At 39.0% G+C, this 19,341-nt stretch carries 20 protein-coding genes, 1 pseudogene and 2 other annotated features; of the genes and pseudogenes, 7 read left to right on the top strand and 14 right to left on the bottom strand.

Annotated features, from left to right (window positions below; translation table 11 throughout):
* Window positions 1-80 precede the first annotated feature (80 nt).
* Both AC6I9F_RS02440 and AC6I9F_RS02435 read right to left on the bottom strand, forming a co-directional pair.
* Window positions 81-632, bottom strand: a complete 552-nt coding sequence (locus AC6I9F_RS02440; protein ID WP_498022519.1) for a hypothetical protein — start codon at window positions 630-632, stop codon at window positions 81-83.
* A 169-nt stretch (window positions 633-801) separates the two neighbouring features.
* Complete coding sequence (locus AC6I9F_RS02435) at window positions 802-1,308, bottom strand: hypothetical protein (protein ID WP_498022518.1); 507 nt, start codon at window positions 1,306-1,308, stop codon at window positions 802-804.
* Between the two features lie 378 nt (window positions 1,309-1,686).
* On the opposite strand from AC6I9F_RS02435, the gene AC6I9F_RS02430 reads away from it, so the two are divergent.
* From AC6I9F_RS02430 to AC6I9F_RS02405, 6 genes and pseudogenes are all read left to right on the top strand, one after another.
* Entirely contained in the window at window positions 1,687-2,118 is a 432-nt protein-coding gene (locus AC6I9F_RS02430; RefSeq protein ID WP_498022516.1) for an Rrf2 family transcriptional regulator, read from the top strand.
* A gap of 90 nt (window positions 2,119-2,208) precedes the next feature.
* A pseudogene (locus tag AC6I9F_RS02425) lies at window positions 2,209-3,213 on the top strand (NADP-dependent oxidoreductase).
* Window positions 3,214-3,226: 13 nt separating this feature from the next.
* A complete protein-coding gene (locus AC6I9F_RS02420) occupies window positions 3,227-4,063 on the top strand; it encodes an alpha/beta fold hydrolase (RefSeq protein WP_498022515.1) in 837 nt (278 codons plus the stop codon).
* A gap of 1 nt (window position 4,064) precedes the next feature.
* Window positions 4,065-4,922: an SDR family NAD(P)-dependent oxidoreductase gene (locus AC6I9F_RS02415; protein WP_498022513.1), complete on the top strand. Its 858-nt coding sequence runs from the start codon at window positions 4,065-4,067 to the stop codon at window positions 4,920-4,922.
* Between the two features lie 144 nt (window positions 4,923-5,066).
* Window positions 5,067-5,534: a hypothetical protein gene (locus AC6I9F_RS02410; RefSeq protein ID WP_498022511.1), complete on the top strand. Its 468-nt coding sequence runs from the start codon at window positions 5,067-5,069 to the stop codon at window positions 5,532-5,534.
* 9 nt (window positions 5,535-5,543) lie between these two features.
* Window positions 5,544-5,813, top strand: a complete 270-nt coding sequence (locus tag AC6I9F_RS02405) for a hypothetical protein (protein ID WP_498022509.1) — start codon at window positions 5,544-5,546, stop codon at window positions 5,811-5,813.
* A 37-nt stretch (window positions 5,814-5,850) separates the two neighbouring features.
* Here AC6I9F_RS02405 and AC6I9F_RS02400 read toward each other — a convergent pair whose 3' ends face one another.
* On the bottom strand, window positions 5,851-6,306 hold the full coding sequence (locus AC6I9F_RS02400; RefSeq protein ID WP_498022507.1) for a GNAT family N-acetyltransferase: 456 nt from the start codon (window positions 6,304-6,306) through the stop codon (window positions 5,851-5,853).
* A 69-nt stretch (window positions 6,307-6,375) separates the two neighbouring features.
* On the opposite strand from AC6I9F_RS02400, the gene AC6I9F_RS02395 reads away from it, so the two are divergent.
* Window positions 6,376-7,035 carry a prepilin peptidase gene (locus AC6I9F_RS02395; protein ID WP_498022505.1) on the top strand — a complete coding sequence of 220 codons (660 nt, stop codon included), beginning with the start codon at window positions 6,376-6,378 and terminating at the stop codon, window positions 7,033-7,035.
* On the opposite strand, the gene trpA is transcribed toward AC6I9F_RS02395, so the two are convergent.
* The 11 genes from trpA to AC6I9F_RS02340 form a co-directional block, all read right to left on the bottom strand.
* Window positions 7,007-7,783: a tryptophan synthase subunit alpha gene (gene trpA / locus AC6I9F_RS02390; RefSeq protein WP_498022503.1), complete on the bottom strand. Its 777-nt coding sequence runs from the start codon at window positions 7,781-7,783 to the stop codon at window positions 7,007-7,009. The genes AC6I9F_RS02395 and trpA overlap by 29 nt on opposite strands.
* A complete protein-coding gene (trpB, locus tag AC6I9F_RS02385; RefSeq protein WP_411863451.1) occupies window positions 7,776-8,999 on the bottom strand; it encodes a tryptophan synthase subunit beta in 1,224 nt (407 codons plus the stop codon). Before trpB (AC6I9F_RS02385) ends, trpA begins: the two co-directional genes overlap by 8 nt.
* Window positions 8,977-9,576 (bottom strand): phosphoribosylanthranilate isomerase, encoded by a 600-nt coding sequence (locus AC6I9F_RS02380; RefSeq protein ID WP_498022501.1) that lies wholly within the window; start codon window positions 9,574-9,576, stop codon window positions 8,977-8,979. The genes trpB (AC6I9F_RS02385) and AC6I9F_RS02380 overlap by 23 nt, the downstream gene beginning before the upstream one ends.
* Window positions 9,563-10,330, bottom strand: coding sequence for an indole-3-glycerol phosphate synthase TrpC (gene trpC, locus AC6I9F_RS02375; RefSeq protein ID WP_498022499.1), 768 nt, complete (start codon window positions 10,328-10,330; stop codon window positions 9,563-9,565). The genes AC6I9F_RS02380 and trpC overlap by 14 nt, the downstream gene beginning before the upstream one ends.
* Window positions 10,327-11,331: an anthranilate phosphoribosyltransferase gene (gene trpD, locus AC6I9F_RS02370; protein WP_498022497.1), complete on the bottom strand. Its 1,005-nt coding sequence runs from the start codon at window positions 11,329-11,331 to the stop codon at window positions 10,327-10,329. The genes trpC and trpD overlap by 4 nt, the downstream gene beginning before the upstream one ends.
* A gap of 10 nt (window positions 11,332-11,341) precedes the next feature.
* Entirely contained in the window at window positions 11,342-11,908 is a 567-nt protein-coding gene (locus AC6I9F_RS02365; protein WP_000601904.1) for an aminodeoxychorismate/anthranilate synthase component II, read from the bottom strand.
* Window positions 11,905-13,266 (bottom strand): anthranilate synthase component I, encoded by a 1,362-nt coding sequence (gene trpE / locus AC6I9F_RS02360; protein ID WP_369606630.1) that lies wholly within the window; start codon window positions 13,264-13,266, stop codon window positions 11,905-11,907. Before trpE ends, AC6I9F_RS02365 begins: the two co-directional genes overlap by 4 nt.
* A gap of 71 nt (window positions 13,267-13,337) precedes the next feature.
* Window positions 13,338-13,563, bottom strand: a binding site (T-box leader).
* Entirely contained in the window at window positions 13,560-14,738 is a 1,179-nt protein-coding gene (trpB, locus tag AC6I9F_RS02355) for a tryptophan synthase subunit beta (RefSeq protein WP_498022494.1), read from the bottom strand. Its footprint overlaps the feature before it by 4 nt.
* Window positions 14,739-14,803: 65 nt before the next feature.
* Window positions 14,804-15,027, bottom strand: a binding site (T-box leader).
* A gap of 220 nt (window positions 15,028-15,247) precedes the next feature.
* On the bottom strand, window positions 15,248-16,243 hold the full coding sequence (locus tag AC6I9F_RS02350) for a LacI family DNA-binding transcriptional regulator (protein WP_000410752.1): 996 nt from the start codon (window positions 16,241-16,243) through the stop codon (window positions 15,248-15,250).
* Between the two features lie 686 nt (window positions 16,244-16,929).
* A complete protein-coding gene (locus AC6I9F_RS02345; protein ID WP_001149044.1) occupies window positions 16,930-17,640 on the bottom strand; it encodes an MgtC/SapB family protein in 711 nt (236 codons plus the stop codon).
* Window positions 17,641-17,642: 2 nt separating this feature from the next.
* Window positions 17,643-19,334: an ABC transporter permease gene (locus AC6I9F_RS02340; RefSeq protein ID WP_173270130.1), complete on the bottom strand. Its 1,692-nt coding sequence runs from the start codon at window positions 19,332-19,334 to the stop codon at window positions 17,643-17,645.
* Between the last annotated feature and the right edge of the window lie 7 nt (window positions 19,335-19,341).

Genomic DNA, 19,341 nt, shown 5'->3' with positions numbered 1-19,341 from the left:
AAATATTGTTACTCATAAAAGAAAACCTCCATTTCTCAACTATGTAATAGGGAGGAGGTCCTCCCCATCACAATATACATTTATATATTCTTTGTAAGTGCACCAGCAAGAGCCTTGACTAATACTGAATAGTGCATGCGACTAAAAGAAGAACCTAATGTTGCTTTAATAAAATAATACAAGTCGGATTCTTCCTCCATCTCAAACTCAATAACAGAAATACTATCAGAAGTAGCAAAAGTACTTAACATTAAACAGTTTTGACGAACGTCTTCTATCATATCAATAGTGATGATATCTGATGTATTATCGTGATAATAAAAAGATTCTAGAAAAATTTTTTTATCACTAAAAAGCGCATCTGCTAAAGAATACCCATCAGCCTTATGATAACAACTGCAAGCAATATTCCAGAGAGCCAACATCCGACTCGCATAAACTACGTTTAGATTTTTACCCCCATACGCTTCTTTAATCAAGTTCGCAAATGAAGATGCACAGCTAGCAGTAAAACCATACCTCCCAACCAAATCGGGCGCCAACTTAGCCAATCTTTCTAACTTTTGGGCTTGAATAAGCTCTTCAAATGTATGTTGTTTCGTTCTAGAAACAATCGGTTGTTTTTGTTTCATAGTCTGTTTCTCCTTTTCTATAATTCAAGTTAAAATATTTTTATTATACGTTTTTATACTGTTATAAACGGTGAAGCTCTAGCTTTCATCTTCATTCTCCTTTATTAAAATATTCTTAGTGGTTACGCTAAGATACACAATTGGGTAAAAATTAAACCTTTACAGAGGTTTAATTTTGATATTGCTTCCAACCAGCAAAAATTACCAACTTTATGATGTAAGAAAGCCTTAAAATTCGTCTATTGTTTTCTCCCATTAATTTTCTCTGGTAACTTTCTAAGCCATTCCAAATTTCATTGTCTAAGTATAGCTTTGGAGTGGTGGTACTAGTTTCTATCTTATAATTTTGTTTCTCCATCTCGTTTGCAAGTACCTCCCATTCATTTTTAGTATAATTAGCAGTATTTCTATAACACATTTCAACAATACTTGAAAAACTTACTTTAAATGAAATATTTCTAGAAACTCCATTTAAAACCGGAAAAGTATCTAACAAGCTAGTTTCTGCTCTTTCTGCTAACCCTTCTTCATTTTCTAACTCTATCTGTTTTAAGTTTACCAAATCATCAACCCAGGCATTAACAATAGAAGCTAGGCGAACACTTTTATATATCCTCATAATTCCTCTCATGTATCTTGATAAGACCACTATACTACTTTTTTCTTCCAATGTCAAGCGTCTATCCTTAAAAATTTCAATTTTGGAGTGAATTTGACGTGAAACATACTATTTACAAACTCATATATTCACTTAAACATCACGAAAACACTATAAAATCAAGAATATCAAAGCAACATATATTTTGAAAATCCTGTAGGGGGCATCTACATACAACAGGAAAAGCCTTGAGTAAAGGCTTTTTTTCGTATCTGTTCTACTTTTGTTCTACCAATGGATATTAAAGATATAATTTTGTGAACACCCTTTCCAGACATCTCTAATCTGATTACACTTAAAATTTTAAAAAATTTAAAACAAAAGTCTTGCTTTTCTTTTAATTTATGCTATACTTGTTCTTGTACCTGATACAAGTTTATCAAAAGAGGAGTTCAGATGGATACAAAATTCTCAGTTGCTTTGCATATCTTAACAATGATTAGTGAAAGCAAGGAAACATTAAGTTCTCAAGCATTAGCTATTAGTGTTGGAACTAACGCTAGTTACATTCGAAAGGTGATTGCCTTGTTGAAAAATGCAGGTTTGATTCATTCCCAGCAAGGAAAAACAGGCTATCAGCTCAGTAAGCCTCCAAAGAAAATGACTTTACTAGAGATCTACTATGCTACTCAAGAAATCAATCACATTAGTTTATTCCCTGTTCATCAAAATAGTAATCCCGATTGCCCTGTTGGAAAACATATCCAAGGAGCAGTTTCACCGCTTTTCGCTAGTTCCGAATCTCAATTAGAGAAGGAATTAGCAAATCAAACTTTAGAAGATGTCATTGACAATCTATATAAACAAGCCAAACAAGTCCGAAACTGATTTGATAACAAGTCAGTTTTTACTGGAAACAACATATACTTGTATCAGATACAGGTATATAAAATCATATTAAAAAGAAAAGAGAAAACAATGAAAGCCGCACAACACACCACTTATAACAAAAACAATATCACACTGAACATCACAGAAATCGCTAAACCAAGTATTACAGGCAAATAAGTCTTGGTGAAAGTATACGCAGCCGGGGTTAATCCTCTGGATAACATGATCTCTCGTGGTGAGGTTAAGATGATTGTTCCTTACAAACTTCCTCAAACTGCAGGTAACGAAGTGGTTGGAATCGTTGAAAGCATTGGCAAGCAAGTTGACAACTTTCAGGTAGGAGACCGTATCTTTGGCCGTCTGCCACTTGATCATATCGGCGCCTTTGCAGAATACGTAGCTGTCGATAGCCAAGCCTTAGCCAAGGTTCCAGACTATCTATCAGACGAGGAGGCTGCTGCTGTTCCGCTTACTGCCTTAACTATCATGCAGGCTCTTGACCTCATGGGCGCTCAAGCTGGGAAAACGATCTTTATTTCTGGTGGTGCTGGCGGAGTGGGTGGAATGGCCATTCCGATTGCCAAGGCCAAAGGATTGAAAGTCATCACCAATGGATCTGGAGATAGTGCTGAGCGTGTGTTAAAACTAGGAGCAGACCGCTTTATCGATTACAAAACAGAGGATTATACAAAAACTGTTAGTAAGGTGGATTATGTCCTCGATACACTTGGTGGGGCTGAAACTGAAAAACAAATGTCTATCATGAAAAAATGTGGTCATCTTGTTTCACTTCGTGCCATGCCAAACGGTGCCTTTGCCAAACGCATGAATCTACCAAAATGGAAACAAATCTTACTTGGACTAGTGGGTCGCAAATTTGATAAAATGGCTGACAAATACGGCGTTCACTTCCATTTTATCTTTGTAGAAAGCAATGGCGCTCAATTACAAGAGGTAGCTGACCTCTTTAGTAAATTAGAAATCAAACCCTCTATCGATACAGTTTATCCATTTGAAGAGGTAAATAGCGCATTAGACAAGGTTGCTAATGGTCGCTCACGTGGAAAAACAGTCCTCAGCTTTAAGAAATAAAAAGGAAAAAATCATGTCATATATTACAACTAAAAATCAATACATCACTGTCCAAGGAAATCAAATTGCCTATCGCGAACTTAGTAAAGGCAAATCAAAACTACCTCTTCTGATGCTGGTCCATTTGGCAGCAACTCTCGATAACTGGGATCCTAAACTCTTAGACTTGATTGCTGAAAAGCACCATGTCATTGTAGTCGATCTTCCTGGTGTTGGAGCAAGTCAGGGCAAAGTTGCTTCGACGATGCCTGGAATGGCTGAGCAGACAATTGACTTTGTAAAAGCGCTTGGTTACGATAAAATCAATCTTCTTGGCCTTTCTATGGGAGGTATGATTGCTCAAGAAATCATCCGAATAAATTCTACTCTAGTCAATCGTTTAATCTTGGCTGGAACAGGACCTCGAGGTGGAAAAGAGGTCGATAAGGTAACAGGGAAAACCTTTAACTATATGTTTAAAGCGGGACTCGAGCGCATTGATCCTAAACGCTATATCTTCTATAATCATGATGAACAAGGGAAAATTGAAGCTTTGAAAGTCCTAGGACGAATGGGGATGAGAACCAAGGAATTTGCGGACAAAGACATGAAGGTACCGGGATTTTTGACCCAGCTCAAAGCCATTAAACGTTGGGGGAAAGATTCTCAGGACGACCTAAAATTTATCACCCAACCAACCTTAATCGTCAACGGGGATAAGGATATGCAGGTTCCAACGGAAAATTCTTATGATATGCATGAGAAAATAAAAGATAGTAAACTCATCATCTATCCAAATGCTGGCCACGGTTCGATTTTCCAATATGCAGATGAATTTTCAACAGAACTAATAGCTTTCTTGGAGGACTAATATGGTCAAAACCATTCTGATTACAGGTGCTACTGACGGTATCGGTAAACATTTGGCAAAGAAATTGGTCAGTAAAGGGCATCATGTCATCCTCCATGGTCGAAATCCCCAAAAACTTGAGCTGGCGCTTCAAGAGGTTCGGGCAGTTTCCTTGAGAGGGAGAGTTTCTAGCTACTTGGCAGATTTTTCAAAATTAGACGATGTTTATCGATTTGTAGAGGAAATCAAGCGAGACTTTTCAAAGATCGATGTCTTGTTTAACAATGCAGGCCTGTATGCAGGAAAAGAACGAGAAGCGAGTGCTGAAAAGGTCGAGTTGACCTTTATGTTATCTGTTCTGGTTCCCTATATGTTAACAGCTGAGCTAAGTCCCTTGTTAGAAAAAGCGTCTGACGGCCGTGTCATTAATACTTCTTCCTATATGCATCATTTTGCCAAGATCAAGGATTTAGACTTTGGATTTGAGACGAACTACAATCCTGGTTTAGCCTACAATAATTCCAAACTTTACACTATTTGGATGACACGCCATCTAGCCAGAGAATTCTTTCTAAAAGGTTCAAGCATCACCGTCAATTCTTACCATCCGGACTTAATTTCAACAAATTTAGGGAATGATTCCAGTGATGAAAAGACAAAAAAGCCTCTCTTTGGACGTTTGATGAAGTCATTTTCCAAAAATCTAGACGAGGGAATTGAAACAGATTACTATCTTACATTATCAGAAGAAATCACTGGTTTGACTGGCTACTATTTTGATGAGAAGAAAGTGAAATCTGTATCTAAAAAAGGCTATACTTTTGAGAAGGCTCGAGATTTAATCAATTACTGTAATGATAAAATTGAGTTGTTTAAATAGAAATACGCCGAGCTTGATTAGAAATTTATTACAAGAGGAAGACTGGGCAGGAACTCAATTTCAGGAGAAAACGAAGTAAATCTTCCCACAATAAAAATGAAACATCTTAAAATCTAATTTATTGCCAATAAAGGAGTTGGAAATATGAAACATATTATTATCATTGGGCACCCTAAACGAGAAAAGAAAACTCTATCTATCGAAAATAAGGAATATGAAATTAGTTTTGATGAATTTAAATCTGGGAAACACAATGAAGATCCCTTCATTTGGAATGATAATTTTCTTTATACATTTTGTCATACAAATGTTTCTCTAAGTAAAGATGTCAGAGAGTGGATTGAAACCAAAGAGGAAAAAGAGGAAGTTTATTTTGTATTTGTATCTAAAGCTAAGGATGAAAATAATAAGGAAATCCTGGAAATTGACACAATTATAAAAGCCAAAGAACTATACAAGTGGCCTGAAAAAGGGCAAAGAAACAAAGAAATACTTCCTGAAATCTTTAATCCCAAAATAAAGAATTATCACTTGCCAGATTGCTATGATGGTAATTTGACTGAACATAATAAAAAGAAACTTTATACTTGTATAGGTGATGAAACCGAGTAGTTTTTACCTATGAAAGAAAAAGGAGATTCTTTCAAACCATACTATTTCGATGAGAATATTGCTAATAAAATTCTGAGTTTAATAACTGTTGGAGACAATCATGCTTACTATGTAGCCAAAGAAACATCTCCTAGACTTCAAACTGATGAATCAAAGAAAATTTTTAAAGAAATATCAAAGGAACTTTTTGATATTATAACAAACTGTAAACAGGATAAAACTCTTCACTTAACTGGGAAACTATTAAAAGATTTAGATATGAATCATCGAAAAAAATAACTAAACAATTAGACTAGACAAAAAGGCTTTTTTGCTCCTATCTCCCCTTTTTCATGATGTATTTTCGTTCTGGTGCTTCAATCATTTGAACGATTTCAAATCCTTCTTTTTGATAAAGGTGCTGGGCTGCTTGATTTGCTTCGAAGACATTTAAAGAAATACTATCTATGTCTCCATTTTCAAAGGCCAAACTAACAAATTTCCTTAAAGCCTGACTACCTAAGCCTTGCCCCTGTTTCTGGGGGTTGATAAAGAATCGTCCGATATGAAGATTGCTATTTTCCAATCTGATTTTCTGGATAAGCCCCACAAACTCTTGTCCTTCAAAGATTGAAAAGATTCCTTCCAACTCTTGCAAAACTTGAATTGTCAAGGGAAAAGGAATCCTTGGTCCCATCCATTGTTCTTGAAAGACTTTGCCAAGGGAGTTGGACCATTGACATACGCGTTGAGCGTTTTCTATACTCACCTTTTCTTCAAAACGAATTGTCATCTTGACCTCCCCATCTTATCTATGTTTCTCCATTATACTACTTCTCCCATTTTTTACGAATAGATAAGTATGATTGATATTTATTTTTTTCTTGTTGGGAGCATTTTCGCTTCCTTTCTTGGCTTGGTCATTGACCGTTTTCCTGAGCAATCCATTATCAGTCCAGCTAGTCACTGCGATTCCTGTCAGACTCGCTTGCGTCCCTTAGATTTGATTCCGATTCTCTCGCAGGTCTTCAATCGCTTTCGCTGTCGCTACTGCAAGGCTCCTTATCCTGTCTGGTATGCCCTCTTTGAACTAGGCTTAGGACTCCTCTTTCTGCTTTACTCTTGGGAATTACTTTCCTTGAGTCAAGTCATCCTAATCACTGCTGGTTTGACCTTGGGCATCTACGACTTTCGCCATCAGGAATATCCCTTACTGGTCTGGATGATTTTCCACCTAATCCTCATGGCTTCCTCTGGCTGGAATCTAGTCATGGTCTTCTTCCTTGTCCTTGGAATGTTGGCTCATTTTATCGATATCCGCATGGGCGCAGGGGATTTTCTCTTTTTAGCTTCTTGTGCTCTCGTCTTTAGCGCAACAGAATTACTCATCTTGATTCAGTTTGCTTCTGCGATGGGAATTCTAGCCTTTCTCCTGCAAAAGAAAAAGGAAAGACTTCCTTTCGTGCCTTTCCTCTTACTTGCTACTTGTGTGCTTATTTTTGGTAAGCTACTGCTTGTTTGATAAAGTCCTCAATCGGCTCTCCTTGATGGAGAGCTTTTACGATTTTTGAACCGACGATAACGCCATCTGACACCGCATTAAAACGTTCTACATCGTCTTGACTAGATACGCCAAATCCTGTCAAGACTGGAATGTCGCCCACTTGATGCAATTGTGCCAAGTGCTTGTCCAAGTCTGCACGGTAATTGCCAGATTTCCCTGTCACCCCATTGATGGCAACCGCATAGACAAATCCTTCTGCCCCTTCAATCAACTCTTTCTGGCGCTCAATCCCTGTCGTCAAACTAACTAAGGGAATCAAGGCGATATCTGTATCTGCCAAAAATGGTTCTACAAAGTTGGCATGCTCATGAGGCAGGTCTGGAATAATCAAACCCTTAACCGCTGTATCTTCCAATTCTTTGACAAAGTTCTCCACACCGTACTGAAAGAGGGGGTTAAAGTAGGTCATGATGACCAGCGGAACCTCTGTTTGAATGGTTTTCAAGGTTTCAACCAAAGCTTGTGTCGAAGTCCCATGGGCTAAACTACGCAAACCAGCTTCTTCGATAACAGGTCCATCTGCGACAGGATCTGAAAAGGGAATGCCCACTTCAATGGCCGAAACACCTAAATCTTCTAAAAAGTGAATTGTTTCAGCTAGTCCATCCAAACCTTTTTCGTGGTCTCCAGCCATGATATAGGGAACGAAAATTCCTTTTCCAGTTGCTTTGATAGCGTTCAATTTTTCTGTTAGAGTCTTAGGCATTAGCTTCTCCCTTCTTTGCTGCATCTGCTTCCAAGCGGTCTTTGACTTGAACCACATCCTTGTCTCCACGACCTGATAGGCAGACAATCATGGACTTGTCTGGTCCGAGTTCTTTGGCCAATTTTACTGCAAAGGCGATAGCATGGCTAGATTCCAAGGCTGGGATAATCCCTTCCACACGAGACAAGAGTTGGAATCCTTCTAAGGCTTCCTCGTCAGTCACAGGAACATAGCTGGCACGTTTGATATCGTGGTAGTGAGAATGTTCTGGACCGATACCAGGATAGTCCAAACCTGCTGAGATAGAGAAGGCTTCAAGAATTTGACCATGGGCATCTTGGAGCACATCCATGAGAGAACCGTGAAGGACACCCGGACGACCCTTAGTCAAAGTCGCTGCGTGGTGCTCTGTGTCTACACCAAGTCCTGCTGCTTCAGCTCCATACATAGCTACTGACTCATCTTCTACAAATGGATGGAAGAGACCGATGGCATTCGACCCACCACCAACACAGGCTACTAGGGCATCTGGCAGATCTTGACCTGTCATATCGCGATACTGTTGCTTAGCTTCTCGACCGATGACACTTTGGAAGTCTCGAACGATTTCTGGGAAAGGATGAGGCCCCAAGGCAGAACCAAGGATATAGTGGGTATCATCGATATTAGCTACCCATGAACGAAGGGCTGCATTGACCGCATCCTTGAGCACGCGCGAACCATCTGTCACTGCCTCAACCTTGGCTCCCAAAAGCTCCATACGGAAGACATTGAGGGCTTGGCGTTTGACATCTTCCTCACCCATGTAGATAGTACATTCCATGTTAAAGAGGGCTGCAGCAGTTGCAGTTGCCACACCGTGCTGACCAGCACCTGTTTCAGCGATAATTTTCTTTTTACCCATGCGTTTAGCCAGAAGAACTTGTCCCAAGGCATTGTTAATCTTGTGGGCCCCTGTATGGTTAAGGTCTTCACGTTTAAGATAAATCTTAGCTCCGCCAATATGCTGGGTTAAGTTTTTTGCGTAGTAAAGGGGAGTTTCACGTCCCACATACTGTCGCAAGAGTTGGTTCAATTCCTCTTGGAAACTTGGGTCTGCCTGACTTTCACGGTAGGCTTTCTCCAACTCCAAAACTGCTGTCATCAATGTTTCTGGGACGAAACGTCCACCGAATTTTCCGTAAAATCCATCTTTATTTGGTTCTTGATATGCCATTCTTTACCCTCTCTATAAATCTTCTAATCTTTTCATGATCTTTTTGTCCGTCTGTCTCCACTCCGCTTGATACATCTACTGCATAGGGAGTAAAGTGTTGAATTGCTTTTACTACATTGTCTTCCTTAAGCCCACCTGCGATAAAGAAGGGCTGAGTTAGTCCAGTCGTATCCAGTTGGCCCCAGTCAAAGGTCTGGCCACTCCCAGCCACAGGGGCATCAAAGAGTAGATAGTCTGCCTGAGAATTGGGTACATGCCCCTCTCCATCCACTTGCACAGCCTGAATGCTGGCACAAGGCAAATTATCAAACAAATCATCTGCCACCTGATCGTGAACTTGAACCAAGTCCAAACCAACTTTTTCAATCGCTTCTAGCAGTTCTGCCCGACTTGGTGAAACAAATACACCAACCTTTTTGACATCTGCAGGAATAAGCTTTGCCAGCTCAGCAGCCTCTTCCAAAGTCACCTGTCTTTTACTAGGTGCAAAGACAAAACCGATGTAGTCGGCTCCTGCTGATACGGCTGTTTCCACCGCTTCTTTGGTCGATAATCCGCAAATTTTAACCTTTGTCAATCTGCAACTCCTTGATTCTCTGGGCCACATCTTCTGCCTGCATGAGAGCTGTTCCCACCAAAATTCCGTTAAAGTATGGTGCTACTCGTTCCGCATCCTGCCCTGTGAAAATGGCAGATTCAGAAATGTAATAGCGACCTTCCTCAAAGTACGAGGCTAAGTCTACACTGGTCTGCAAGTCAACTTCAAAGGTAGTTAAATTGCGATTGTTGACCCCGATAATCTCAGCACCAAGTCTGTGAGCCACTTCTAGTTCAGCTAGATTGTGGGTCTCCACCAAGACTTCCAGACCAAGCTCTGTCGCATAGTCATAAAGTTCCTTGAGGCGTTCTTCGGACAAGGCTGCCACGATGAGCAAGATAACTGTTGCACCTGCATTGCGAGCGCGGATGATTTGCTTTTCATCGATAATAAAGTCCTTGTTAAGCGTCGGAATCTGTACCTGACTGGAAATCTCCCGTAGATAATCCAAATGTCCTTTAAAGAAAACTTCATCTGTCAGAACAGAAATCATCACTGCTCCGTTCTCTTCATAAGTCTGGGCCTGTTGCACAATATCCACATCGAGATTGATATCTCCCAGACTAGGGCTAGCTTTCTTGACCTCAGCGATTACCTGTAAACGGTCCTGGTGTTGTTTTAGATAGTCAGCCAAGCGATAGGTTTGGCGCAGAGGTTGGATTTCCTCCAGCTCCATCTGCTCAACCTCACGCGCCTTCTGCTCCAAGATTCGTGCTAAAAATTCCTGACTCATTTTTGGTACTCCTGTAACAGTCTGAGTTTTTCAAGGGCCTTGCCACTAGCAATCACTTGACGAGCCAAGGCAACTCCATCCTTGATACTAGCTACCTTACCATTAGCATAGAAACCAAGACCAGCATTTAAAACTGTAGTCTCCAAGAATGGACTTGGTTCATTTTTAAGAACGCTGAGCAAAATTTCTGCATTTTCCTGAGCATTGCCTCCACGAATGTCTTCGATAGCGTAGCCTTCCATCCCCAAATCCGCTGGAGTGAAGCTTGACAAGGTGATTTCGCCATTTTCCAGAAGAGCAATCTTGGTTGTTCCGTTCAATCCAGCTTCATCCAGTCCTTCTGGTCCAGCAACTACGATGGCACGTTTGCGACCCATATTTTTCAAAACCTGAGCTGTACTTTCTAGAAGTTCTGGACGACTAATACCAAGAAGCTGTGTTTCCAAAGCCATTGGGTGAATCAGGGGACCAGTCAAGTTCATAATCGTTGGAATTCCCAATTCCAAACGAGCTGGCATGATGTATTTCATTGCTGGGTGCATATTTTTAGCAAAGAGAAAGATGATTCCAGTTTTATCAAAGACCTTACCTAGTTCAGCTGGTTTGAGGTCTAGGTTGATACCCAAGGCTTCGAGGACATCTGCAGAACCAGATTTAGAAGAAATCGAGCGGTTACCGTGTTTTGCCATGTGAACACCACCACCAGCCAAGACAAAGGCTGCAGTTGTGGAGATGTTAAAGCTGAAAGACTTGTCCCCACCTGTACCACAGTTGTCCATGGCATCATGAATCTCAGTTGGAATATGTTGGGCATGTCCTCTCATGACTTGGGCAATGGCTGTGCGTTCTTCAGGTGTTTCCCCCTTCATCTTAAGAGCTAAAAGGAGAGAAGCAATCTGCGCCTCCGTTACACGCCCAGTTACGATACGCTCAATGACATCCGTCATTTCTACACCTGATAAATTTTCAAATTTTGCTAGTTTTTCAATAATCTCTTTCATCCTAGTTTCCTCACTTTACAACCTTCTCGATAAAATTCCGAATAGAAGACAAGCCATCTGGCGTTCCGATACTCTCTGGATGGTACTGGAAACCATAAATTGGTAGATTTTTGTGTTGAATTCCCATAATGGCCTGGTCATCAGTTGAACGAGCTGTCACTTCGAAGTCTTCTGGCATTTCCTCAATCAAAATACTGTGGTAACGCATGACCGCACGGCCATCCTCAATACCTTGATACAAAACAGATGGCGCTTCAAAGTTGATATTGCTCTGTTTCCCATGCATGACTTTTGGAGCCAAGCCTAACTTACCACCAAAGACTTCTGCAATGGCTTGATGACCCAAACAAATTCCAAGAATCGGTTTCTTGCCAGCAAAATCACGAATCATATCTTCCATCTTTCCAGCATCAACTGGCCAACCTGGACCGGGAGAAAAGACCAAACCATCTGCTTTTTCAGCTTCTTCATACAGCTTGGGATCATCATTTCTCAAGACCTGAACTTCTGCAAAGTTCCCAATGTATTGGGCCAAGTTATAGGTAAAAGAATCATAGTTGTCAATCAATAAAATCATGGTTTTAGTTCTCCAATTCTAGTCATAGATTTAGCCTTGTTAATGGTTTCTTTGTATTCGTTTTGGGCGATGGAGTCGTAGACAATCCCTGCCCCAGCCTGCACATAGGCTGTTTGATTTTTGAGAATCATCGTTCGGATGGCAATGGCAAAATCCATATCACCCGTTGCCGACAAGTAGCCGATTGCTCCTGCGTATACGCTACGTTTTTCTTTTTCCAGTTCATAGATGCGTCTCATCGCTCGAATCTTTGGTGCTCCTGAAACTGTTCCAGCAGGAAGTGTTGCTTTCAAGGCATCCATGGCAGTGAGTTCTGGAAGCAAACGCCCCTTAACCACGCTGGTCAAATGCATAACATAACGGAAGAGCTCCACTTCCATATACTTGGTAACTTGAACACTGGCCGTTTCAGAGATGCGACCAATATCATTACGACCCAAGTCTACTAACATTCGATGCTCTGCTGTTTCCTTCTCATCCGAAAGCAGGTCTGTCGCCAAAGCCTTGTCTTCTTCATCCGTAGCTCCTCTTGGTCGTGTACCCGCAATCGGATTGGTTGTCACGATGCCATTTTTGACAGAAACCAAACTTTCTGGACTGGCACCGATGATTTGATAATCCCCAAAATCATAGAAATAAAGGTAATTAGAAGGATTGGTCACGCGGAGATTTCTGTAGAAATCAAATGGATTTCCAGTAACTTCTGCTGAGAAACGCTGGCTGAGTACGCATTGGAACATATCCCCGTTACGAATCAAGTCACGAGCTGTTTCCACCATTTCCTCAAACTTTTGAGGAGCGATATGGGGTTTGAAGTCAAGTGGTGATAAATCCAAATCTTCAAATTCATTTGGAGCAGGAATGCGTAATTCCTCAAGCACTTGGTTCAAGGCTTTTTCCAAGTCTTCTTGACTTCGCTCACTATAGAGAGCATCCTCGATGACATGGATTTTTTCCTTCTTGTGGTCAAAGACCATGTAGCTCTCATAAACAAAGAAATGCATGTCTGGCGTTCCAATTGTATCTTCAGGGATTTGACCAATTTCTTCATAAAGCGAAATCATATCGTAACCAACAAAACCAATGGCTCCTCCACCAAAAGGTAGATCTGAATGGTGTTGTCTCTTATGAGTCACTTCATAAAGAAAATCCAAGGGATCACGATCAATCACTTGACCATTTTGATAAAGGACCCCATTTTCAAACTTAATCTCAAAAACAGGATTATAGGCTAGGATAGAAAAACGAGCTGTTTCCTTGTCTCTCGGAATACTCTCTAAGATAACCTTGTGTTGCCCCTTTAGGCGCATGTAAGCCAAGATTGGTGATAAGACATCTCCATGAATGATTCGTTCCATTGTAATTTCCCTTTCAGTTCTAATTCTAGTTGGTGGCGACTGTATAAAAAATCCCCACGCAAAACAACTTGCGTGAGGACGAAATTCGCGGTGCCACCTCAATTATAGGATTTCTCCTATCTCTCATTCCTGTCTCAGATACCTCCTGTAACAGGCTGTGCGATAAAGGGCACTCCCTTGAGAATTATGTTTTCTTCTCTTATTTCAGATGGACCCAACCTTACAGCTTTCTCTGCTTGTTTCCAGCAACCACAAGCTCTCTGTGAGAGAAAGGACTGTAATTTTTCCATCTATTATTTTTTAGCTTCTAGGTAGTCCGCAATTGCAGCTACGTCCTTGTCTCCACGACCAGAGACATTGATGATGATAATGTCGTCTTTACTTAGTTTCGGTGCGCGTTTAACTGCTTCTGCGATAGCGTGCGAACTTTCAATCGCTGGGATAATTCCTTCAGTCTTGCTGAGAAGGAGGAGAGCCTGAACAGCTTCTTCATCCGTCGCAGCGACATATTCCACGCGACCTGAATCTTTGAAGTAGGCGTGTTCTGGGCCAACCCCTGGATAGTCCAATCCAGCTGAGATAGAGTAAACTGGAGCCAGCTCTCCGTCTTCCTTAAAGACTGCATAGGTCTTCATACCGTCGACAATTCCGATACTACCTTTTGTCATAGTAGCTGCGTGCTTGTCTGTATCAAGTCCGTGACCAGCAGCTTCAACCCCAACCAACTTGACTTCTTTATCAGCAACATACTGAGAAAAAGCACCAATGGCATTGGAACCACCACCTACACAGGCAATAACGTAGTCTGGTAAACGACCTTCTTTTTCTAAGATTTGACGGCGAGATTCTTCACTGATGACCTTTTGGAACTCATGAACAATGGTTGGATATGGGTGAGGTCCCACAGCAGATCCCAGAACATAAAAGGCTTCAAGGTCATTCATCCATGCTCCAAAGGCTGCATCAACAGCATCTTTGAGGGTACGAGTCCCTGTTTCAACCGCGTGAACAGTTGCTCCCATCATCTCCATACGGAAAACATTGAGACGTTGACGTTCCACATCCTCTGCTCCCATGTAGACATCACAGGCCATACCAAACTTGGCTGCAGCCGCTGCTGTCGCAACACCATGCTGACCAGCTCCTGTTTCTGCGATTACTCGTTTTTTGCCCATGCGTTTGGCCAAAAGAATTTGTCCTAAAACGTTGTTGAGCTTGTGAGAACCAAGGTGGTTAAGGTCTTCGCGCTTGAGATAAATCTTAGCACCACCTAAGTGATCTGTCAAACTTTCCGCAAAATAGAGCGGTGTTTCGCGACCTGAATAGTCCTTCAAGTAATGACGAAATTCTGCCAAAAATTCTGGATCATCCTTGTACTTGTCAAATGTCACTTCCAACTCGTCCAACAAAGCCTGAATCGGCTCTGGTACAAAACTTCCACCAAATTGTCCAAAATAACCTTTAGTTGTCATAAAATTTTCCTCTTTCAGTATTGATTTCAAGATATGAAAAAAGCCCACACACAGATTGGATTCCGTGTGAGGGCGTTGGTAACGCGGTGCCACCTCAATTATAAAGGGACTATCCCTTTACATCTCTACCTTGTCTAACAACAAGTTGCACTGTAAGGTGTGCGCACCGAATTTTCATTGTTTCAAATTCATTTTTAAAATCAGCCCACTTTCACTACTTCCAACCACCTGTTCACAATCACCACAGGCTCCCTGAAGATTAAAAATAGTTACTTTTCTGATTTGTTGAACTTATTTTAATACTTTGTTTTTTCTTTGTCAAGACTTTTTTACAATTTTTTTGAAAGATGTGTGATTCGAATGTGATAATGTCTTTAGTAAATCGAACGTGAAAATGTCCCACTTGTTAGAAATTGGATCCAACTCAATAGAAACTGAATGGAGGCTAAACAGAACTTACTTTAGAACACTCCATCTTTTCCATTAGGATTTTCAAGAATTAAACAATACTAGAAACTCTGTCTCCTAACAAGTTTAGTAGAAACTTCAACAGATGTGACACTTTCCCCCTTTATAATTGCTAATACCCCTTCAATCATTTCTTGAGCTAATTTAACATAATTAGGAGAAATTGTAGATAAAGCAGGAGTGTAATACTGTGAAATTGGAATATTATCAAATCCAACAACGGATATATTATCCGGAATCGCTATTCCTTTTTCGTAACACGCACGAATTAGTCCCTGAACTTTTTCATCGCCTGAAACAAATATAATATCTGGATAATTTCCAAAAGACAAATCATTCACAGCAAAGGAATAAACTGACTCTATTGTAGTTAAACCATAAACTACCTTCAAATCCATAGAATAATTATTATCCTTTAAAAAAGTTCTCACTCCTCTCTCTCGATCCTTATTTACATAAGACTCACCTCCCATAAGTAACCACATATCTTTAAAATTCTTTTCCAAAACTACTTTCATCATATCATAAGTAGCTTGAAAGTTATTGTTAGATACGTAAACTACTCCAGGTGTTTGAGACTCTCCAAAGACAATGAAAGGCATATTATTTTTCTTTAAATATTGGATTCGAATATCATTCTCCCCCTCATAAAAGACAATCACTCCATCTACAAGGCTACCAATACTTGAAATAATTGAATTACTAATCGAATCTTCCTCTCCAAAATATTCAACAATAGCATTTACTCCAAATTGTCTACAAGTTTGTAAAACTTTATCTAAAAGTGTTTGAAACCAGATTAAAGGAAAAGAATCAATCTTCTTCACAGATATTAAAATATTCGTGGTTTCTTTCTTCGTTAAATTCTGAGCATAGGCATTTGGAATATAGGATAACTCATCGATGACTTTTTTTATGGCATTATAAGTCTCAGGTTTTACTCTATTCCCTCCATTTATTACACGTGAAACTGTCTTTGGAGAAAAACCAGACAAACGTGCAATATCATATATCGTTACCTTTTTCCCTTTTTCCATTAAAATACTCCTGTCATAAACCTTCACTATAACTATACAATATTTAAATTATTTTAACAAGAAAATTACATTCTAATCTTTTAATCTAGTTTACATCTGGAGGAAATACTTCACTAAATCTACATTAACTTTCAGTACTAGTAACATAAATTTTACAATTCAATTCACTGTTTTGTACTATTTTGTAAACTGCATTACAAATCACCGTATAAGAAAATACACTACCTGAAAATTCCAAGGAATCATTTTCAGTAAATCCTTCTGTATTTAGAAATGTATTCATTATCTGTTCAATATAACACTCTAATATGGGAACAGCTTTCTCCTTAACAATAACATTTCTAAGCATTTCTTCAAATGGTAAATGACAAGCGAACACCATCTCACAAACATCATAAAATGAATGGAAGTGGTATACCTGTATGAGATTATAGTCATCAAAATAAGTTATTTTTCCTGCATCAAAATCCACTTTATATACTCTCAAATTAGTTAGATCCTTTTCTTCAAAAATTATTATGGACACCTCTAAAAACTACCGATTTTCTATTTTTATTGCTCAGAAAACGTTGATACATCAATGTTTAAAAGTATTGAAATTGAGTTTTTAGATGTGCCCTTATATTTCTTATTATTTAAAGAAAACAAAAGGACTAGAATAATCCGTCCCTTTGTTTATCCCTAGATTAGCTGATTTCCTCAACATAAATCACACCAACAATATTAGCAATTTCTTCCATTAGTTTAAGGTGCTCAAATCTACCTGATAATTCCAGAGTAATAAATGACGCGATTTTTTTGTCTGGAACATCAAAATATTCAATTCTTTCTGAATTAACATCTCCAAATGCAGTTCTAGAATCAGTCATTCTAATGCCATTCTCAGCACAGTATACTAGTACCCGATTATATGCCTCTGTAGATCTAACAACGATATACAATTCGATTATCTTTGAACGACTTTGAAGATATTTTTTTAAAGGTTGGAACATAGTTATAACACTCCAAACAGACATTGCTCCTAGTATGGCTCCTTCATAAAAACCAACACCAATAGCTAGACCGATTCCAGCTGAAGCCCATATTCCGGCTGCAGTTGTTAAACCAGTTATTTTCTTTTTATCTGTAATAAGTATTGTTCCAGCCCCAAGAAAACCAACACCTGATATAACCTGCGCACCTAAGCGTGTAGGATCTCCTGTACCAAATTTATAAGATACATACTCATTAGTCATCATAATTAAACATGCAGCCAGACAAACAATACTATGTGTACGAATACCTGCTGGTTGAGATTTACTTCCTCTCTCTAAACCAATTACACCACCAATAACTAATGAAAGTACAATTCTTAATACAATTTCGATATATGATAGTCCTAAGCTTGTTGCTTGCATTATTATTTCCTTTTTCTACTAACTGGTCTCTGAGTAAAGTATAAAACAGAACCAGAAATTATCATTAATACAATAGTATAAACGAATACAAGTGCTTGAGCATTTGAAGTTGCTGTTTCATCACCTGCTGAACGAATAGTTATACCCAGTGGTTGAGCTAATGGATGGTAAAGAAATACAGATAAGTCGAAGTCAGTTAATAAAGAGTTAAAGTTTAAAGCAATAACAGAGAGAACAACCGGTAAAATAAATGGGATGATAACCTTCATCATAGTATAAAAAGGTGAAGCACCCATACTTCTTGCTGCATCTTCCATCTCATCATCAACACTAAATAAAATAGCACGTACCATTCTATAAGAAAATGGGATTTTTACAACTATATATGCAATAAGTAGAATTACCAAACTACCTACCAAAATCTGATTCAAGACAAGAAATTGTGGCTGATTAAAAGTAAATAATAAACTTACTGCTAAAAGTGTACTTGGTAGTAACCAAGGAAGTAGAGCACCATATTCAAATAAGAAATCAAAACGAGATTTATGTTTTCTGACAACACGAGCAAATACAACTGCGAGAATTGTTGCTGTTGTCGCAGCAATAATAGAATAAATAAAGCTGACCAAGAATGGAGAGAATGCCGCACTATTACTAAAGAATAAGCGATAATTTTCTAAAGTAAAGTTTGATAATGTTAAGTTACCTGTTTGAATTGCAACTGGATCTGTAAATGAGTATAATACTATAAAAATTAGTGGAAGCATGAAAACTGTGAACAATCCATATGCTACAATGTGAGCAATGATATTCCAAGGCTTAGACGCAATTTTTTGTTTTTTAAGAGGCGCTTTAGTCTTAGAGATAGAAATATAATTTCCACCTTTTTCTATCTTATTCATGATAGTAAGCAAAATTGTAGTTGCAATACCTAAAATAATTGCAAGTAAGGCAGCTAAATCACGAGAATTCCCCATCCCTGCAAATGTAATAATCATTGGATTTATAGTTTGAAATTCTTTACCACCAACAATCATGGGTGCTGCTACTGCAGATAAACCACTAAGAAAAACCATAATAGTAAGTGCAAATAGAGTTGGAATTAAGGTTGGTAACACTACTTTTCGGAAAACAGTAAATGGTTTTGCTCCCATATTTCGAGCAGCCTCAATAGTGTGATAGTCAACGCTTCGAATTGTATTTGTTAAAAACAATGTATGATTAGCAGTTCCTGAAAATGTCATAATGAATAAGACTGCACCATACCCAATAAACCAGTTAGAGTCTAAAGAAGGGATAACATTTTGTAAAAATTTTGTAATCAATCCATAAGGACCATAGACAAATTTATATCCAGTCGCTAAAACCACTCCTCCATAAATTAAAGAGGTCATATAACCTAATTTTAAAATTTTAGCCCCTTTAATATCAAAGTACTCTGTAAATAGAACACAAAGAATACCTACGACATTAACTGTAATAATGAGTGAAAATGCTAACTTAAAACTGTTCATAATACTCTGAAGTGCCCTCTGAGATTTTAGAACACGATGTACAGCATCAAGGGAAAATTCTCCTCCTTTTACAAATACATTCACTACTAGATCAAAGTTTGGATAAATAATAAATGTTACTAAGAACCAGATTAACCCTAAACGAATAAGCCAATCTTTTAAATTTAATTTATGACGCATACTGCAC

Source organism: Streptococcus nakanonensis, from assembly GCF_059738785.1.
Note: the sequence above shows the minus strand (reverse complement) of the source record. Positions and strands in the feature narration are given on the sequence as shown.

What these genes read in the sequence shown, in the direction of transcription:
- AC6I9F_RS02400 (WP_498022507.1), bottom strand. Translation starts at nt 6,306, where the DNA reads ATGACAATTCGTTTTGAAGAAAAGGTGAGTATAGAAAACGCTCAACGC.
- AC6I9F_RS02415 (WP_498022513.1), top strand. Translation starts at nt 4,065, where the DNA reads ATGGTCAAAACCATTCTGATTACAGGTGCTACTGACGGTATCGGTAAA.
- AC6I9F_RS02430 (WP_498022516.1), top strand. Translation starts at nt 1,687, where the DNA reads ATGGATACAAAATTCTCAGTTGCTTTGCATATCTTAACAATGATTAGT.
- trpB (WP_411863451.1), bottom strand. Translation starts at nt 8,999, where the DNA reads ATGGCATATCAAGAACCAAATAAAGATGGATTTTACGGAAAATTCGGT.
- AC6I9F_RS02410 (WP_498022511.1), top strand. Translation starts at nt 5,067, where the DNA reads ATGAAACATATTATTATCATTGGGCACCCTAAACGAGAAAAGAAAACT.
- AC6I9F_RS02350 (WP_000410752.1), bottom strand. Translation starts at nt 16,243, where the DNA reads ATGGAAAAAGGGAAAAAGGTAACGATATATGATATTGCACGTTTGTCT.
- AC6I9F_RS02340 (WP_173270130.1), bottom strand. Translation starts at nt 19,334, where the DNA reads ATGCGTCATAAATTAAATTTAAAAGATTGGCTTATTCGTTTAGGGTTA.
- AC6I9F_RS02440 (WP_498022519.1), bottom strand. Translation starts at nt 632, where the DNA reads ATGAAACAAAAACAACCGATTGTTTCTAGAACGAAACAACATACATTT.
- trpB (WP_498022494.1), bottom strand. Translation starts at nt 14,738, where the DNA reads ATGACAACTAAAGGTTATTTTGGACAATTTGGTGGAAGTTTTGTACCA.
- trpD (WP_498022497.1), bottom strand. Translation starts at nt 11,331, where the DNA reads ATGAAAGAGATTATTGAAAAACTAGCAAAATTTGAAAATTTATCAGGT.
- AC6I9F_RS02420 (WP_498022515.1), top strand. Translation starts at nt 3,227, where the DNA reads ATGTCATATATTACAACTAAAAATCAATACATCACTGTCCAAGGAAAT.
- AC6I9F_RS02395 (WP_498022505.1), top strand. Translation starts at nt 6,376, where the DNA reads ATGATTGATATTTATTTTTTTCTTGTTGGGAGCATTTTCGCTTCCTTT.
- trpE (WP_369606630.1), bottom strand. Translation starts at nt 13,266, where the DNA reads ATGGAACGAATCATTCATGGAGATGTCTTATCACCAATCTTGGCTTAC.
- AC6I9F_RS02405 (WP_498022509.1), top strand. Translation starts at nt 5,544, where the DNA reads ATGAAAGAAAAAGGAGATTCTTTCAAACCATACTATTTCGATGAGAAT.
- trpC (WP_498022499.1), bottom strand. Translation starts at nt 10,330, where the DNA reads ATGAGTCAGGAATTTTTAGCACGAATCTTGGAGCAGAAGGCGCGTGAG.
- AC6I9F_RS02365 (WP_000601904.1), bottom strand. Translation starts at nt 11,908, where the DNA reads ATGATTTTATTGATTGACAACTATGATTCTTTTACCTATAACTTGGCC.
- AC6I9F_RS02345 (WP_001149044.1), bottom strand. Translation starts at nt 17,640, where the DNA reads ATGCAAGCAACAAGCTTAGGACTATCATATATCGAAATTGTATTAAGA.
- trpA (WP_498022503.1), bottom strand. Translation starts at nt 7,783, where the DNA reads ATGCCTAAGACTCTAACAGAAAAATTGAACGCTATCAAAGCAACTGGA.